This is a genomic window from Pseudomonas sp. Tun-23181, assembly GCF_057415455.1.
In genome coordinates, this window is the sequence record NZ_CM171630.1 from 4116544 (window position 1) to 4133718 (window position 17175).

The 17175-nt window shown below is 64.5% G+C and carries 15 protein-coding genes; 6 read left to right on the forward strand and 9 right to left on the reverse strand.

Features of this window, described 5'->3' with window-relative positions; translation table 11 throughout:
- Positions 1-4: 4 nt before the first annotated feature.
- From ACDI39_RS19585 to gpmI, 4 genes are all read right to left on the reverse strand, one after another.
- On the reverse strand, positions 5-769 hold the full coding sequence (locus ACDI39_RS19585; RefSeq protein ID WP_225787492.1) for a divergent polysaccharide deacetylase family protein: 765 nt from the start codon (positions 767-769) through the stop codon (positions 5-7).
- 8 nt (positions 770-777) lie between these two features.
- Positions 778-2094 carry a S41 family peptidase gene (locus ACDI39_RS19590; RefSeq protein ID WP_225787491.1) on the reverse strand — a complete coding sequence of 439 codons (1317 nt, stop codon included), beginning with the start codon at positions 2092-2094 and terminating at the stop codon, positions 778-780.
- A gap of 138 nt (positions 2095-2232) precedes the next feature.
- On the reverse strand, positions 2233-3513 hold the full coding sequence (locus ACDI39_RS19595) for a murein hydrolase activator EnvC family protein (RefSeq protein ID WP_225787490.1): 1281 nt from the start codon (positions 3511-3513) through the stop codon (positions 2233-2235).
- Positions 3514-3760: 247 nt separating this feature from the next.
- Positions 3761-5296 (reverse strand): 2,3-bisphosphoglycerate-independent phosphoglycerate mutase, encoded by a 1536-nt coding sequence (gene gpmI / locus ACDI39_RS19600; protein ID WP_225787489.1) that lies wholly within the window; start codon positions 5294-5296, stop codon positions 3761-3763.
- A 206-nt stretch (positions 5297-5502) separates the two neighbouring features.
- On the opposite strand from gpmI, the gene ACDI39_RS19605 reads away from it, so the two are divergent.
- From ACDI39_RS19605 to secB, 3 genes are read left to right on the forward strand one after another with little or no spacing between them, the layout of a single operon-like run.
- The gene (locus tag ACDI39_RS19605) at positions 5503-5916 is read left to right on the forward strand and encodes a rhodanese-like domain-containing protein (protein ID WP_225787488.1); all 414 of its coding nucleotides are present in this window, start codon (positions 5503-5505) and stop codon (positions 5914-5916) included.
- Between the two features lie 2 nt (positions 5917-5918).
- Complete coding sequence (gene grxC, locus ACDI39_RS19610) at positions 5919-6173, forward strand: glutaredoxin 3 (RefSeq protein ID WP_225787487.1); 255 nt, start codon at positions 5919-5921, stop codon at positions 6171-6173.
- 38 nt (positions 6174-6211) lie between these two features.
- On the forward strand, positions 6212-6697 hold the full coding sequence (gene secB / locus ACDI39_RS19615) for a protein-export chaperone SecB (RefSeq protein WP_225787486.1): 486 nt from the start codon (positions 6212-6214) through the stop codon (positions 6695-6697).
- A 256-nt stretch (positions 6698-6953) separates the two neighbouring features.
- On the opposite strand, the gene trmL is transcribed toward secB, so the two are convergent.
- Complete coding sequence (gene trmL, locus ACDI39_RS19620; RefSeq protein ID WP_225787485.1) at positions 6954-7409, reverse strand: tRNA (uridine(34)/cytosine(34)/5-carboxymethylaminomethyluridine(34)-2'-O)-methyltransferase TrmL; 456 nt, start codon at positions 7407-7409, stop codon at positions 6954-6956.
- On the opposite strand from trmL, the gene ACDI39_RS19625 reads away from it, so the two are divergent.
- Positions 7408-7845: a hypothetical protein gene (locus ACDI39_RS19625; protein ID WP_225787484.1), complete on the forward strand. Its 438-nt coding sequence runs from the start codon at positions 7408-7410 to the stop codon at positions 7843-7845. The genes trmL and ACDI39_RS19625 overlap by 2 nt on opposite strands.
- Positions 7846-8159: 314 nt before the next feature.
- Here ACDI39_RS19625 and ntrC read toward each other — a convergent pair whose 3' ends face one another.
- The 3 genes from ntrC to glnA all read right to left on the reverse strand — a co-directional run bounded on the left by ntrC (position 8160) and on the right by glnA (position 12445).
- On the reverse strand, positions 8160-9596 hold the full coding sequence (gene ntrC / locus ACDI39_RS19630; RefSeq protein ID WP_225787483.1) for a nitrogen regulation protein NR(I): 1437 nt from the start codon (positions 9594-9596) through the stop codon (positions 8160-8162).
- A complete protein-coding gene (gene glnL / locus ACDI39_RS19635; RefSeq protein ID WP_225787482.1) occupies positions 9593-10678 on the reverse strand; it encodes a nitrogen regulation protein NR(II) in 1086 nt (361 codons plus the stop codon). The genes ntrC and glnL overlap by 4 nt, the downstream gene beginning before the upstream one ends.
- A 360-nt stretch (positions 10679-11038) precedes the next feature.
- Positions 11039-12445 carry a glutamate--ammonia ligase gene (gene glnA / locus ACDI39_RS19640; protein ID WP_225787481.1) on the reverse strand — a complete coding sequence of 469 codons (1407 nt, stop codon included), beginning with the start codon at positions 12443-12445 and terminating at the stop codon, positions 11039-11041.
- Between the two features lie 495 nt (positions 12446-12940).
- Between glnA and thiI the strand changes: the two genes are divergently transcribed.
- Positions 12941-14395, forward strand: coding sequence for a tRNA uracil 4-sulfurtransferase ThiI (gene thiI, locus ACDI39_RS19645; protein ID WP_225787480.1), 1455 nt, complete (start codon positions 12941-12943; stop codon positions 14393-14395).
- Between the two features lie 117 nt (positions 14396-14512).
- A complete protein-coding gene (gene typA, locus ACDI39_RS19650; protein WP_225787479.1) occupies positions 14513-16321 on the forward strand; it encodes a translational GTPase TypA in 1809 nt (602 codons plus the stop codon).
- Positions 16322-16724: 403 nt separating this feature from the next.
- Here typA and ACDI39_RS19655 read toward each other — a convergent pair whose 3' ends face one another.
- Positions 16725-17129, reverse strand: a complete 405-nt coding sequence (locus tag ACDI39_RS19655) for a YkgJ family cysteine cluster protein (protein WP_225787478.1) — start codon at positions 17127-17129, stop codon at positions 16725-16727.
- Positions 17130-17175 lie beyond the last annotated feature (46 nt).

Genomic DNA, 17175 nt, shown 5'->3' on the forward strand with positions numbered 1-17175 from the left:
CGGCCTAGCGGTTCGTGTAACGGCCTTGCCTGCCATGGGCAGGCATGGCCTGGTTGCCGCGTTCGGCGATCATCTGCTCGAGGCCGATCAATTCGATGCCCTGGCTCTTTAGCCGGGGCATTTCCTTTTCCAGCACCTCGAGGGTCTGGGGGTAGGGGTGACCGATCAGCACCGCCGAGCCCTGTTTGCGCGCCAGCTCGATGCCTTGGCGCAGTTGCCCGGCGATGGCTTCGGGGGTGCGTACATCATCCAGGAACACATCCCGCGAGACGTGCGCAAGCCCCTGCGCCTGCGCCTCGGCCGCCGCCACCGTGGCCGCGCTGGTGCGGCTGTCGACGAAGAACAGGTGGCGCCGCTGCAGCTCGCTCATCAGCCAGGTCATGGGTTCGCGCTGGGCGGTCATGCGGCTACCCATGTGGTTGTTGACCCCGGCAGCGAAGGGCACCTTGGCCAAGGCGGCGTCCAGGCGCCGGGCCAGTTCCTCGGTCGGCGCGCCGGGGTGCCAGGCGTAGGGGCCGGTGGCCGGGTCCATGGGCATGTGCAGGATGACCGTCCTGCCAGCCTTGTGAGCCTGGCGAGCGAAGTCGGTGGCATGGGGCGTGTCGGGCATGATGGCCAGCGTGACCGGGCCAGGCAGGGCGAGGGTGCGGCTGTCGCGTTCGATGCTCTGCCCCAGGTCGTCGATGATGATGCTCATGTAGGCCTTGGCCGGCGCCGCGTGAACGACGCCGGCCAGCAGGCAGGACAGGGCCAGCAACAGCAAGCGCATGGGCTGGGTCAGTCGCCCTTGGTGATGTTCAGGCCCTTGAGCAGGCTCAGGGCCTGGCTGAGCTGGAAGTCATCGTCCTGCGGGCGCTCCTTGCGCTTGCTGCTGCCGGATGGTCGGTCGGCGCCGCCGTTGCCATTGCCCAGGTGGCCCTGCAGGTCGGCTTCCTTGAAGTTGTCGGTGTCGGCCTCGGCGGTGAGCTTGGCCGGGCGCACCTCGATGTCCGGGACGATGCCCTGGGCCTGGATCGAGCGGCCGTTGGGGGTGAAGTACAGCGCGGTGGTGAGCTTGAGCGCGCGGTCGTTGGCCAGCGGCAGCACGGTCTGCACCGAGCCCTTGCCGAAACTGTCGGTGCCCATGAGCACCGCGCGTTTCTGGTCCTGCAGGGCGCCGGCGACGATTTCCGAGGCCGAGGCGCTGCCGCCGTTGATCAGCACCACCAGCGGGACGCGCTCGCTGGCGTCGGCAGGGTTGGCGGAGAAGCGCAGCTCGGAATTGGCGATGCGGCCCTTGGTATAGACGATCAGGCCCTTGGTGAGGAAATGGTCGGCCACTTCCACCGCCGACTGCAGCACGCCGCCGGGGTTGTTGCGCAGGTCCAGGACCAGGCCGCGCAATTTCTTGCCGTTGTCCTTGCGCAGCTTGGCCAGGGCCTTGCCCACCTCGTCGCCGGTCTTGACCTGGAACTGGGTGATGCGGATGTAGCCGTAGTCGTTCTCCAGCAACTGGCTCTTGACGCTCTTGACCTGGATCACCGCGCGGGCGAGGGTCACGTCGAATGGCGTGCCGCCATCGCGCACCAGGGTCAGGGTGATCTTCTCGCCGACCTTGCCGCGCATCTTGTCGACCGCTTCGGTCATGCTCTGGCCGCGGGTCGGGGCGCCGTTGATCTTGACGATCAGGTCGCCTGCCTCGATGCCCGCGCGCGAGGCGGGGGTGTCGTCGATTGGCGACACCACCTTGACGAAGCCGTCCTCCATGCCGACCTCGATGCCCAGGCCGCCGAATTCGCCGCTGGTGCTTTCCTGCAGCTCCTGGAAGTCTTCCGGGCCGAGGTAGGCCGAGTGCGGGTCGAGGTTGCTGAGCATGCCCTTGATGGCGTTCTCCAGCAGGGTCTTGTCGTCCACCGGCTCGACGTAGGCGGCCTTGATGCGGTCCATGACCTCGGCGAAGGTGCGCAGTTCGTCCAGCGGCAGGGGTGCCTTGGCCGTCACCTCGGTGGCGGGCACCGCGGCAGGCCTGGCCGGTTCGGCGGCGATGGCCAGGGGCGCGCCGACCACCAGGGCGATGGTCAGGGCCAACTGGGTGAGGCGAGGCGAGTGCAGCATGTCGAACGAACTCCTGATCCTGTTGGCGCTCCGCGAGGAGCATCGGCGCAGCCAGGGCCTGCGCTACGCCGTAAGAGAGTGAATGTGCCTAGTGGCCTGCGTGCTCGATTCGTGCACTCGAATCAACCGCCCGGGCCACTAGCCACGGCACCATTGCGCAGGGTCGGTCGGTCGGCCCTGCTGGCGAATGGCGAAGTACAGGCCTGCGCTGTCCTGCCCACCGCTGTCGCCGACGGTGGAGATGGCCTCGCCGGCCTTGACGATGTCGCCGGCGCTCTTGAGCAGGCTCTGGTTGTGGCCGTACAGGCTCAGGTAACCATTGCCATGATCGAGAATGACCAGAAGTCCGGCGCCGCGCAACCAGTCGGCGAACACCACGCGCCCGCCGTGCACGGCACGTACCTGGGTGCCGGGCGCGGCACCGATCATCACGCCGTCCCACTTGGCCCGGGCATCGCCGCCTCGCGCATCTCCGAAGCGTGCCAGCAATCGACCATTGACCGGCCATGGAAGTTTGCCTCGCGCGGCAGAAAATGCGCCGCCGTAGCTGGCGCCAGTACTGGACACCATCGGGCCGAGGGTGGTGCGGGCCTTTTTCGGTGCCTCTTCCTCGCGGTTGGCCGAGGCTTGCTGCTGGCGGCGTCGCTCGGCTTCCTGCTGGGCCAGGAGCGCCTTCTTGCGTGCCTCCTCGGCTTCGCGGGCCTGGCGCGCCAGGGTTTCCTCGATGGTCTTGAGTACCTTGGTCAGCTCGGCCTGGTCCTGCTGGCGGGCCTGGAGCTTCTTGTCGCGCGCCTTCAGGTCGCTGTCGAGCTTGGCCAGGACCTGCCGGCGCTCACTGCGCACGGCCTCGAGCGCCTGGCGACGGCTGTCGAGGTTGCCGCGCTGGACCAGCAACTGGGCCTGCTGGCGGCTGATGTCCTGTTCGACGCCGGCCAGTTGGCGCAGGGTTTCGTTGAAGGCGCGCAATTGCTCCAGGCGCGCCTTGCTCAGGTAGTCGTAGTAGGTCAGGGTGCGGGCGAATTTCTCGGGGTTCTGCTGGTTGAGCAGCAACTTGAGGTATTCCTCGCGGCCGTTCTGGTAGGCGGAGCGGGCCTGGATGGCGATCAGTCGTTGTTGTTCAACGCGGGCGCTCTGGAGTTTTTTTTTCTCGGTATCAAGGCGCTCCAGCTCGCCCTCGGTCTTTTTTAGTTCCTGTTGCAGAGCCTCCACCTGCTTTTCGAGATTGCCGATGTCGGTCTCGGTGGCCTTGAGGTCTTTCTGCACGCCGGACTTCTCCGCCTGCAGCTTGCCCAGCATCTTCTTCAGCTCGGCGATGTCCTGGCGGGTGGCGTCCAGTTGTTGCTGGGTCTGCGCGCGCTCGTCGGCGAAGGCCGGGCTGAGCAGGCAGGACAGGGCGAGTAGGATCAGGGCGCGGAGCATGGAGTCGGGCGTACCAGGGATGGAGACTGGCCTAGTATGCCCGCCCGGGGCTGCAAAAAAAACGTTTCGCGGTATCAGCGGCAAGCTTCGAGCTGCAAGCGGCAAGAAAAAGCTCAACTGGCGGCCTGTGCTGGCAGTCAGGCGGGGCCTTGTGATCCTGGGGCTGCTTTGCAGCCCATCGCCGGCAAGCCGGCTCCCACAGGGACCGCGCCGCCCTTGAGGTTGGCGCAGAACCTGTGGGGGGCGCTCAGCCGTCGACCAGAATGGAGGTCCCGGTCATTTGCGCCGGTTTTTCCAGGCCCAGCAGCTTGAGCATGGTCGGCGCCACGTCGGCCAGCACGCCGCCTTCGCGGACCTTGAGGTTGCGCTTGCCAACATAGATGAACGGCACGGGCTCGGTGGTGTGGGCGGTGTGCGCCTGGCCGGTGCACTCGTCCTCCATCTGCTCGACGTTGCCGTGGTCGGCGGTGATCAGTGCTTCGCCGCCTACCTGCTCCAGGGCCTCGACGATGCGCCCGACGCAGTTGTCCAGGGCCTCGACCGCCTTGACCGCGGCGTCGAACACGCCGGTATGGCCGACCATGTCGCCGTTGGCGTAGTTGACCACGATCACGTCATAGCGCTGCTGCTCGATGGCCTCGACAATACGGTCGGTGACCTCCGGCGCGCTCATCTCTGGCTGCAGGTCGTAGGTGGCGACCTTCGGCGACGGGATGAGGATGCGCTCCTCGCCCTCGAACGGCTCTTCGCGCCCGCCCGAGAAGAAGAAGGTGACGTGGGCGTACTTCTCGGTCTCGGCGATGCGCAGCTGGGTCTTGCCGTGCTTGGCCAGGTATTCGCCGAGCACGTTGTCCAGGCTGGCCGGGGCGAAGGCCGCCGGGGCGGGGATCTTGGCCGAGTACTGGGTCAGGCCGATGTAGGCGGCGAGCTTGGGCAGGCGCGTGCGCGGGAACTCGTTGAAATCGGCCTCGACGAACACGCGGGACAGCTCGCGTGCGCGGTCGGCGCGGAAGTTCATGAAGACGACGGCGTCGCCATCCTCGACCTTGACCGCCTCGCCGATGCGGGTGGCCTTGACGAACTCGTCGCTCTCGTCGCGGGCATAGGCTGCCTGCAGGCCGGCCACGGCATTATCGGCGCTGTATTGGGCGACGCTGTCGACGATCAGCTCGTAGGCGGCGCTGACGCGGTCCCAGCGATTGTCGCGGTCCATGGCGTAGTAGCGGCCGATGATGCTGGCGATACGGCCCTTGCCCAGGCGGGCGAAGGTGGCGTCGAGCAGCTCGAGGGACGATTGCGCGCTGCGCGGTGGCGTGTCGCGGCCATCGAGGAAGGCGTGCAGGTAGATCTTCTCGGCGCCCCGCTGGGCGGCGAGTTCGGCCATGGCGATGATGTGGTCCTGGTGGCTGTGCACGCCGCCATCGGAGAGCAGGCCGAGGATGTGCACGGCCTTGCCGGCGGAGGCCGCCTTGTCCACCGCATTGGTGAGGACCGGATTGTGGAAGAACTCGCCGTCGCGGATGGCCTTGGTCACGCGGGTGAAGTCCTGGTACACCACGCGCCCGGCACCGAGGTTCATGTGACCGACCTCGGAGTTGCCCATCTGCCCGTCGGGCAGGCCGACATCCATGCCCGAGCCGGAGATCAGGCCGTGCGGCTGGCTGGCGCGCAGGCGATCGTAGACGGGGGTGTTGGCTGCGAAGATGGCGTTGTACTCGGGGCTTTCGCTGTGACCGAAACCATCCAGGATGATCAGGACCAGGGGTTTAGGCGTGCTCGTCATCAATCCCACTCACGGTTGTTCAAAGATGATAAAGACACGCATTTTAGGGCAAATACGCCATGTGCGGCGAATATTCCTCCTGGCGCCCGACCAGCGCCGCCACAGACCGGACATGAAAGCTGTTTCGCGGCCGGTCCGTCGGGCTTTGGCCGGCTTGGGGGGCTGTGTATACTGGCCGGCATTTTCAATCGCGTGGAACACCCCTGATGGTTGCTAACCTGATTCAATTTGCGACAAACCACTACATCCTGGTGGCGATCTTCTTTGTTCTGCTGATCCTGCTGCTGGTCAACGAAATCCGCCGTGGCGGCCAGAGCCTGAGCAGTGGCCAGCTGACCGCACTGATCAACGCCGAGAAAGGCGTGGTGATCGACATTCGTCCGAGCAAGGAGTACTCGTCCGGCCACATCGTCGGCGCGCTGAACATCCCGCAGGACAAGCTGGTCAACCGTATGGCCGAGCTGGAAAAGCACAAGGGCAAGACCCTGATCGTGGTAGACAGCATGGGCCAGCAATCCGGCTCCATCTGCCGCGAGCTGCTCAAGGCGGGCTACACCGCCGCCAAGCTCAGCGGTGGCGTTTCCAGCTGGAAAGCCGATAACCTGCCCCTGGTGAAGTGAACATGAAGCCTGTCATCGTCTATTCCAGCGACTACTGCCCCTATTGCATGCGCGCCAAGTACCTGCTCGAGAGCAAGGGCGTGGCGTTCGAGGAAATCAAGGTCGATGGCAAGCCGCAGGTGCGTGCCGAGATGAGCCAGAAGGCCGGCCGCACCTCGGTGCCGCAGATCTGGATCGGCAGTACCCATGTCGGTGGATGCGATGACCTCTATGCCCTGGAGCGGGCGGGCAAGCTCGATGCCCTGCTCGAGGCCTGACTCACACCTTTTTCAAGACCATTAGGAAAAGATCTGCCATGACCGACCAACAGAACAACGGCGCAGCCGCCGACGACAACGCCCCGCAATTCTCCATGCAGCGCATCTACGTGCGCGACCTGTCCTTCGAGGCACCGAAGAGCCCGCAGATCTTCCGCCAGCAGTGGGAGCCGAGCGTCTCGCTGGACCTGAACACCAAGCAGAAGGCCCTGGAAGGCGACTTCCACGAAGTGGTGCTGACCCTGTCGGTGACCGTCAAGAACGGTGAGGAAGTCGCCTTCATCGCCGAGGTGCAGCAGGCGGGCATCTTCCTGATCAAGAACCTCGACGCGGCCTCCATGAGCCACACCCTCGGCGCGTTCTGCCCGAACATCCTGTTCCCGTACGCCCGCGAGACCCTGGACAGCCTGGTGACCCGTGGTTCGTTCCCGGCCCTGATGCTGTCGCCGGTCAACTTCGACGCCCTGTACGCTCAAGAAATGCAGCGCATGCAGGAAGCCGGCGAGGCGCCTTCGCTGCAGTGATCTGCCGCGAGAGACGAAAACCCTGCGGGGTAATGCTGTTCACTTAAGTCTGATGCGACATCGATTGGGGCTGCCTTGCAGCCCATCGCCGGCAAGCCGGCTCCCACAGGATCGTGCATTCCTTGAGGCTTGCAGCGTACTTGTGGGAGCGGGCTTGCCCGCGAAGGGCCGCAAGGCGGCCCCAATTGCTTAAGTGAGCAGCATTACCCTGCGGGGCGCTTTTTTCATGGGGTGTGTCGGCGGAGCTGGCGGCACCTCAAGCAAACCCTTGCTGGCGCCACGCCTCGTACACTGTCACCGCCACCGTATTGGACAGGTTCAGGCTGCGGCACCCTGGCCGCATCGGCAGGCGCAGGCGCTGCTCGGCCGGCAGGCTGTCCAGCACCTCGGCCGGCAGGCCACGGCTCTCGGGGCCGAACAGGAAGGCGTCGCCCGGCTGATAGTCGACTTCATGAAACGGATGCGAGCCCTTGGTGGTGAAGGCGAACAAGCGCGGATGGCCAAGGCTTTCCAGGCATCCAGCCAGGCTCTGGTGGCGTTTGAGCGTGGCATACTCGTGGTAGTCCAGCCCTGCCCGGCGCAGGCGCTTGTCGTCCAGCTCGAAGCCCAGCGGTTCGATCAGGTGCAGGTCGCAACCGCTGTTGGCGCAGAGCCGGATGATGTTGCCGGTATTCGGCGGAATCTCTGGTTGAAAGAGGATGACATGAAACATGCACGGCTCCAGGCGTGAAGATGGCGAGCATTCTACCCTCGAACCCGACCCGCGTTCGAAGGCCTGGCCGCGCGTGCTGTTTTCCCTGGCCATCGTCGGCCTGATGGTCGGGCTGATGATCGGCCGCCTGACCGCGCCCGAGGAGCACGTGCTGGAGCGGGTGGAGGTGGTGCAGGACGGCCTGGACCTGTGGTTCGACGACGAGCCCAGGTTGCATGGGGAGAACGTGGACGGGACCCTGGCCTTGCTGTTCCAGGCCGAAGGCAAGGCCCAGCAGGGCCAGTTGCGCTTGCAGGGGAAGCCGGTGGGTTGGCGTGTGCGCAAAAGCGAGGAAGGGTTGTTGCTGACCGTGGTCGCCGCGCGCCCCCTGCACGGCGAATGGGCCGGTGCGAAGGAGGCGGGGCGCTGGCGGGTGCAGGTGAGGCTGCACGAATAAAAGAGGGGATATCCCGGCCTGCCTGTACCGAGGTCCCCAAAACTGGAGATACCTGGCTTATTGCAGATGCCGTGCCAGTTTTGCAAAGCCCGGAAATAGTGGGGTTGGAGCGGTTTTTCTGGGGGATTTTCGGGCCAGCATGCATCTGGGCGGTGCAGCGGGCACAGAATCGGTGCGCGGGGGGATTGATGGCGATCCTGGCGAAGGCGGGGCTGCAAAGCAGCCCCACAGGTGTGCCGTTGCGCTTGAGTGCGGCGCCGGACCCTGTGGGAGCGGGCCTGCCCGCGAAAGCGCCTGTGGGGTAACGCGAAACCTCAGTGTTCCTCGCCGTCGTCGTCATCCCCGCCATCGACATTCATCCCCAGCTCCTTGATCTTGCGGGTCAGGGTGTTGCGTCCCCAGCCCAGCAGCACGGCGGCATCGCGGCGGCGGCCGGCGGTGTGCTTGAGGGCGGTCTCGATCATGATGCGTTCGAAGCTGGGCACGGCGCTGTCGAGCAGGTTCGACTGGCCCCGGGCCAGGGCCAGGTCGGCCCACTGGCGCAAGGCCTGCTCCCAGTTGGTCACCGGAGCGGCGTCCTGGGGCAGGTTGAGCAATTCCGGCGGCAGGTCGCCGATCAGCACTTCGCGGCTGGAAGCCATCACGGTGATCCAGCGGCAGGTGTTCTCCAATTGCCGCACGTTGCCCGGCCAGGGCAGGTTGCGCATGAATTCCTCGGTTTCCGGCTTGAGCAGCTTGGGCTCGACCGCCAGCTCCTGCGCCGCGCGGCCAAGGAAGTGGCGGGCAAGGGCGGGAATGTCCTCGCGGCGGTCGGCCAGGCGTGGAATGTGGATGCGGATCACGTTCAGGCGGTGGAACAGGTCTTCGCGGAACTTGCCGGCCTGCACCAGCGACTCGAGGTTCTGGTGGGTGGCGGCGATGATGCGCACGTCCACCTTGACCGGCACATGGCCGCCGACCCGGTAGAATTCGCCATCGGCCAGCACCCGCAGCAGGCGGGTCTGGGTGTCGGCGGGCATGTCGCCGATCTCGTCGAGGAACAGGGTGCCGCCGTCGGCCTGCTCGAAGCGGCCGCGCCGCAGGTTGGCCGCGCCGGTGAAGGCGCCTTTCTCATGGCCGAACAGCTCGGACTCCATCAGGTCCTTCGGGATGGCCGCCATGTTCAGGGCGATGAACGGCGATGCTGCCCGCGGGCTGTGGCGGTGCAGGGCGTGGGCCACCAGTTCCTTGCCGGTGCCCGACTCGCCGTTGATCAGCACGGTGATGTTGGAATGGCTGAGCCGGCCGATGGCGCGGAACACTTCCTGCATCGCCGGCGCCTCGCCGATGATCTCCGGGGTGCGGGCCAGGGTTGGCGGCACGTCGAGGGCCTGCTGCTCCTGGGCATGCTGGTTGGCGCGCTTGACCAACGACACCGCTTCGTCCACGTCGAACGGCTTGGGCAGGTACTCGAAGGCGCCGCCCTGGTAGGAGGCCACGGCGCTGTCCAGGTCGGAATGGGCGGTCATGATGATGACCGGCAGACGCGGGTGCTGCTCGCGGATCTGGGCCAGCAGGTCAAGGCCGCTGGTGCCAGGCATGCGGATGTCGGAGATGATCACGTCCGGCTGCTGGCGGGCCAGGCGGCCCATGACGCCATCGGCGCTGTCGAAGCTCTGGGTGGTCATGCCTTCCTGTTGCAGGGCTTTTTCCAGGACCCAGCGGATGGAGCGATCATCGTCGACGATCCAGACGGTTTCACTTCGGCTCATGAGGCGGTGGCTCCTTGTTCCAGAGGCAGGAAGATCGAGAATGTGGTGTGGCCGGGGTGGCTGTCACATTCGATCAGGCCCTGGTGCTGGCTGATGATGTTCTGGGTGATGGCCAGGCCGAGCCCGGTACCGTCCGGGCGGCCACTGACCATGGGATAGAAGAGGGTGTCCTGCAGTTCGGCGGGGATGCCCGGGCCGTTGTCGGTGATCTCGACCCGCGCCACCAGCCGGTGGCGGATGTGCCCGATGGTGAACTGGCGCACCGCGCGGCTGCGCAGGGTGATGCGGCCCAGGCGCAGCTCGTTCTGCCCGCCGATCGCCTGCATCGCGTTGCGCACGATGTTGAGCACGGCCTGGATCATCTGCTCGCGGTCGATCAGCACGTCCGGCAGGCTCGGGTCGTAGTCGCGCACCAACGTGATGCTGCCTTGGCTTTCCGCCTCCACCAAGCTGCCGACCCGCTCCAGCACTTCGTGGATGTTGGTCATGGCCAGCGACGGCAGCTTGTTCGAACCGAGCATGCGGTCGACCAGGTTACGCAGGCGGTCGGCCTCCTCGATGATCACGTTGGTGTAGTCGCGCAGCCCCTCGTCGGGCAGCTCGCGCGACAGCAACTGCGCCGCGCCGCGAATGCCGCCGAGCGGGTTCTTGATCTCGTGGGCGAGGCCGCGCACCAGCATCTTGGTGGTTTCCTGCTTGCTCAGCTGGGCCTCTTCCTTGGTGATGCGCAGCAGCCGGTCGCGGGGGTGGACCTCCAGCAACAGCAGGGTCTGCCCTTGGTGCAGGATCGGCGTCACGGCATAGTCGACGGTGATGGTCTGGCCGGTCAGCGAGGTCAGCTGGGCCTCGCGCTTGGTGAACGGGTGCGCCTGTTCCACGGCTTGGCGCAGGGAGTTGAGCGCTTCGGTGGACTCGGTGAACAGCTCGCTGATGAACTGCCCGTGGCTGCGCTGGCCGCTGACGGCCAGGAGCATCTCCGCGGCCGGGTTCATGTACTCCAGGCGCAGCTCGGCATTGAGCAGGAGCGTGGCGGTGGTCAGGTTGTCCAGGAGCAGACGGTGCTGTGCATCGCTGATGGTCATAAGGCGTCGTTGACCTCTTTTGGCACATGGAGTGCCCTGGCGGTAAACAGGGGCGGGCGCGCAGGTGTCCGCTCGTTGCCAGGAAAATGCAAGAAACAAACCAAAGCTCCGAAAAGAAGCGGCATTTGCGGATAAAGCCCTGGATCTGCGCGAATTCGGGCCAGAAAGCCCTGGTTTTCCGTGGCTGCTGACCCAAATTGGGATGCATGGCGGGGCGTAGCGGTTTTCTGTGCACCAATATAGAGCATAGGGTGCGAGAGGGCTGCCTGCCGCTTTCCATCGGAGCGGGACGCGAAAACGAAAACGGCCTCCCGAGGGAGGCCGTTTCGATGAGGGCGTCGACGCGAGGCGTCGCCTACATCAGACGCTGTAGTACAGGTCGTATTCCAGCGGGTGGACGAAGGTGCGGACCTTGATCTCTTCTTCCGACTTCAGCTCGATGTAGGCATCGATGAAGTCGTCGGAGAACACGCCGCCCTTGGTCAGGAACGCACGGCCCTTGTCCAGCTCTTCCAGGGCTTCCTTCAGGCTGCCGCAGACCTGCGGGATTTCCTTGGCCTCTTCAGGCGGCAGGTCGTACAGGTTCTTGTCGGCGGCATCGCCTGGGTGGATCTTGTTCTGGATGCCGTCCAGGCCGGCCATCAGCAGCGCGGCGAAGCACAGGTACGGGTTGGCGGCCGGGTCCGGGAAGCGCGCTTCGATACGGCGGGCTTTCGGGCTCGAGACGTACGGGATGCGGATCGAGGCCGAGCGGTTGCGGGCCGAGTAGGCCAGCATGACCGGCGCTTCGAAGCCTGGCACCAGGCGCTTGTAGGAGTTGGTGGACGGGTTGGTGAAGCCGTTCAGGGCCTTGCCGTGCTTGATGATGCCGCCGATGAAGTACAGGGCGGTGTCGGACAGGCCGGCATAGCCTTCGCCGGAGAAGGTGTTCTTGCCGTCTTTGGAGATCGACATGTGGACGTGCATGCCCGAGCCGTTGTCGCCGTACAGCGGTTTCGGCATGAAGGTCGCGGTCTTGCCATAGGCGTCGGCGACGTTGTGCACGCAGTACTTCAGGGTCTGGACTTCGTCAGCCTTGGTGACCAGGGTGTTGAACTTCACACCGATCTCGTTCTGGCCGGCGGTGGCCACTTCGTGGTGGTGAACTTCGACGACCAGGCCCATTTCCTCCATGGCGTTGCACATGGCGGTACGGATCTCGTGGTCGTGGTCGCATGGCGGAACCGGGAAGTAGCCACCCTTGACGGCCGGACGGTGGCCCTTGTTGCCGCCTTCGACGTCCTGGTCGGTCATCCAGGAGCCTTGTTCGGAGTAGATCTTGAACATGGAGCCGGAGATGTCGGACTTGAATTTGACCTGGTCGAAGATGAAGAACTCAGGCTCCGGGCCGACGAACACGGTGTCGCCGATGCCGGTGGACTTCAGGAATTCCTCGGCGCGCTTGGCGATGGCGCGTGGGTCGCGGTCGTAACCTTGCATGGTGGAAGGCTCGATCACGTCGCAGACCAGGATCAGGGTCGGCTCTTCGGTGAACGGGTCGAGCACGGCGGAGGAGTCGTCCGGCATCAGGATCATGTCGGAGGCTTCGATGCCTTTCCAGCCTTCGATCGACGAGCCGTCGAACATCTTGCCGGCTTCGAAGAAGTCCTCGTCCAGCGCATCGCGAGCGGGCATGGTGACGTGGTGCTGTTTGCCTTTGGTGTCCGTGAAACGCAGATCAATCCACTTGACGTCATGATCTTTGATGAGTTGAACCGACTTCGACATGTTGTCCTCCGGATGGGTCTAGGGCGCGGTGGGCCGCTGCCCTGGAAAAAGGGTGTCGCCGGGCGCGGATAGTCGGCCAAGCTTACCTGCCTCACAAGAGAGCAAATTGCATGCCAGTGCCCAAAAATGGCGAGGCGGGGATAAAACCTGGCGGTTTCGGGCGTTTTGCGGGGTTAGGGGGCTTTAGGCTGCACCTATAAGAGGCGTTTTTCTGGCTGGATGCACCAATATGGTGCTTGCTGGATTTTGCGCTGACTGCCTTGGCCTTATTCGCGGGCAAGCCCGCTCCCGCAGAGGGGCGAGTCAAACAGTCGATGCGGTTTGCAGGGCTTGGGCCCCTGTGGGAGCCGGCTTGCCGGCGACAGGGGCGGTACAGGCACCCCGAAAATCATTCCCTATCGTCGAAATACCAAAACCTTCTGCTCAAACCTTGAGCAATTTCCGCTATAATTCGCGCCCCTCATTTTCGGCAGGCCCCGCGCGCGCTGTTATCCAATGAAACTCATCGTCAAAGTCTTCCCTGAAATCACCATCAAGAGCCGGCCGGTGCGCAAGCGTTTCATCCGCCAGCTCAGCAAGAACATCCGCCTGGTGCTCAAGGACCTGGATCCCGAGCTGGTGGTCGATGGTGTCTGGGACAATCTCGAGGTGGTCACCCGCGTCGAGGACGAGAAGGTCCAGCGCGAGATGGTCGAGCGCCTCACCTGCACCCCGGGCATCGCCCACTTCCTGCAGGTCGAGGAATACCCGCTGGGCGACTTCGACGACATCGTCGCCAAGTGCAAGGAACACTTCGGCCCGCTGCTGGCCGGCAAGCGCTTCGCCGTGCGCTGCAAGCGCGGCGGCCACCACGACTTCACCTCGATGGACGTCGACCGCTATGTCGGCAGCCAGCTGCGCCAGCAATGCGGCGCCGCGGGTATCGACCTGAAGCACCCCGAGGTGGAAGTGCGCCTGGAGATCCGCGACCAGCGCCTCTATGTGGTACACACCCGTCACCCGGGCATCGGCGGCTACCCGCTGGGCGCCCTGGAGCAGACCCTGGTGCTGATGTCCGGCGGCTTCGACTCCACCGTGGCCGCCTACCAGATGATGCGCCGCGGCCTGATGACCCATTTCTGCTTCTTCAACCTCGGTGGCCGCGCCCACGAGCTGGGGGTGATGGAAGTCGCCCACTACCTGTGGAAGAAGTTCGGCAGCAGCCAGCGCGTGCTGTTCATCAGCGTGCCGTTCGAGGAAGTGGTCGGCGAGATCCTCGGCAAGGTCGACAACAGCTACATGGGCGTGACCCTAAAGCGCATGATGCTGCGCGCCGCGGCCAAGGTCGCCGAGCGCCTGGAGATCGACGCCCTGGTCACCGGCGAGGCGATTTCCCAGGTATCGAGCCAGACCCTGCCGAACCTGGCGGTGATCGACCAGGCCACCGACAAGCTGGTGCTGCGCCCGCTGCTGGCCAGCCACAAGCAGGACATCATCGACACCGCCTACCAGATCGGCACCGCCGAGTTCGCCAAGCACATGCCCGAATATTGCGGCGTGATCTCGGTGAACCCGACCACCTGTGCCAAGCCGCACCGGGTCGCCCATGAAGAGAACCAGTTCGACATGGCGGTGCTCGAGCGCGCCCTGGAGCGCGCCCGCTTCATCTCGATCGACCACGTCATCGACGAGTTGGGCCAGGACATCGAGGTCGAGGAAGTGAGCGAGGCCCTGCCGGGCCAGATCATCCTCGACATCCGTCACCCGGACGCCCAGGAAGACGAACCCCTGGTGCTCGAAGGCATCGAAGTCCAGGCGCTGCCGTTCTATGCGCTCAACAGCCGCTTCAAGCACCTGGATGCCAACCGTCAGTACCTGCTCTATTGCGATAAAGGTGTCATGAGCCGTCTGCATGCTCATCACCTGCTCAGCGAGGGACACGCCAATGTGCGCGTTTATCGCCCCGCCTAGGAAGCACGATGGCGACCGTTCTCGCCATCGTCCTCCCGACCGGTACTGAGCGCCGAATGCCTTGAACCCGATGCCTGCGGGCAGCGGTCACCGAATACCTAGATCGAGAAACACACAGTGATTGAGAATCTGCGCAACATTGCCATCATTGCCCACGTCGACCATGGCAAGACCACCCTCGTCGACAAGCTGCTGAAGCTCTCCGGCACCCTCGACCGCAAAGAGGCGGAAAGCGAGCGCGTGATGGACTCCAACGACCAGGAAAAGGAACGCGGCATTACCATCCTGGCGAAGAACACCGCCATCAAGTGGAACGGCTACAACATCAACATCGTCGACACCCCCGGTCACGCCGACTTCGGTGGCGAGGTCGAGCGCGTGATGTCGATGGTCGACTCGGTACTGCTGGTGGTCGACGCCCAGGACGGCCCGATGCCGCAGACCCGCTTCGTGACCCAGAAGGCGTTCAAGGCCGGCCTGCGTCCGATCGTCGTGGTCAACAAGATCGACCGTCCGGGCGCCCGTCCCGACTGGGTCATCGACCAGATCTTCGACCTGTTCGACAACCTGGGCGCCACCGATGAGCAGCTGGACTTCCCGATCGTCTACGCCAGCGCCCTGAACGGCATCGCCGGCATGGACCACGAGAACATGGACGACAACATGGACGCCCTGTTCCAGGCGATCATCGACCATGTGCCGGCCCCGGTCGTCGACACCGAAGGCCCGTTCCAGATGCAGATCTCCCAGCTGGACTACAACAGCTTCCTGGGCGTGATCGGCATCGGTCGCATCACCCGCGGCAAGATCAAGACCAACACCCCGGTCGTGGCCATCAGCGACGACGGCACCAAGCGCAACGGTCGCGTGCTGAAGATCATGGGCCACTCGGGCCTGCAGCGCGTCGAAGTCGCCGAGGCCGAAGCCGGCGACATCGTCTGCGTCTCGGGCATGGACGAGCTGTTCATCTCCGACACCCTGTGCGACCCACAGAACGTCGAGGCGCTGCCGCCGCTGACCGTCGACCAGCCGACCGTGAGCATGACCTTCCAGGTCAACGACTCGCCGTTCGCCGGCAAGGAAGGCAAGTTCGTCACCAGCCGTAACATCAAGGACCGCCTGGACAAGGAGCTGCTGCACAACGTGGCGCTGCGTGTCGAGCAGGGCGACAGCCCGGAGAAGTTCAAGGTTTCCGGCCGTGGCGAGCTGCACCTGTCGGTCCTGATCGAAACCATGCGCCGTGAAGGCTTCGAGCTGGCCGTGGGCCGTCCGGAAGTGGTGATCATCGAGAAGGACGGTGAGAAGCAGGAGCCGTACGAGAACGTCACCATCGACATCGAGGAACAGCACCAGGGCCCGGTGATGGAGCAGATGGGCCTGCGCAAGGGCGACCTGACCAACATGGTGCCGGACGGCAAGGGCCGTATCCGCCTGGAGTACATCATCCCGGCCCGTGGCCTGATCGGCTTCCGTAACGCTTTCCTGACCATGACCTCGGGTACCGGCATCCTGACCAGCACCTTCGAGAAGTACGGCCCGATCAAGGCCGGTGGCGTGACCCACCGCCAGAATGGCGTGCTGGTCTCGATGGCTGGCGGTACCGCGCTGACCTACTCCCTGGAAACCCTGCAGGACCGCGGCAAGCTGTTCCTGTCGCCGGGCGACGAAGTCTACGAAGGCATGCTGGCCGGTATCCACAGCCGTGACAACGACCTGGTCATCAACCCGACCAAGGCCAAGAAGCTCGACAACATGCGTGCTTCCGGCAAGGACGACACCGTCCAGCTGACCCCGGCGGTGAAGTTCACCCTGGAGCAGGCCCTGGAGTTCATCGACGAAGACGAACTGGTCGAAGTGACGCCGAAGTCGATCCGCCTGCGCAAGAAGTTGCTGACCGAGAACGAGCGTAAGCGCGCGAGCAAGTGATGCTGCTTTGAGGCATTAAAAACCCGGCTGGCTGGCCCAATGCCGGTCAGTTAAGACGTTCAGTTGTCATTTGGGGTCGCTTCGCGCCCCATCGCCGGCAAGCCGGCTCCCACACTGTCCGTGCAAACCGCATCATGTGTGGTCGCCGCGGTCCCTGTGGGAGCCGGCTTGCCGGCGATGGGCTGCAAGGTAGCCCCAAAAATGACAAAGCGCCGCTTAACTGACTGACATTAGGCTGGCTGGCCGGGTTTTTTTATGCCTGCATTGTCGAGACGGCGGGGCATCGTTCCAATGCGGGTGGTTAAGGAGGGTATTGTCGTTTTGGGGCGCGCAGCGGCCCCAGGATTTCAAGGTCCGCTCAACCGGCAGGGATCGAGGCTTGCCCGGCCGATAAAAAAAAGGCTCAGCGCCCGCTTTGCTTCGGTTTGTATGCACAATACCCCGGTCGCGGCCCGACCTTCGGGTGGTTTCGGCAGGTGTCTGGCCGTACGTCGTAGATGGTGCACATCCGGCTCTTGCGATCCAGGTACAGGCAGTCGTCGTTGCTCATGCGCGCCAGGGTGAAGATCCCCGACTTCTGGCTGAAGCGCTCGATGATGCCTTCCTTCTGCAAGCGCTTGGCCACGTTCTTCGGCGGTTCGTCCTTCTCGAACTCATCCACCACGCCGATGCGGATCAGATCCTTGATCTTCACCTCCACGGGTAAGGTGCAACAGGTCGAATGGCAGCCCCCGCACATGTGGCTGGCATAGCGTTGCCAGGTATCCAGGCGGTCGACTTCGGCGGCGGCGATCAGGGTCGGTTTCATCGTTATGGGGGCGGATCACGGTCTTGGGGCGCGCGATCATACCGGA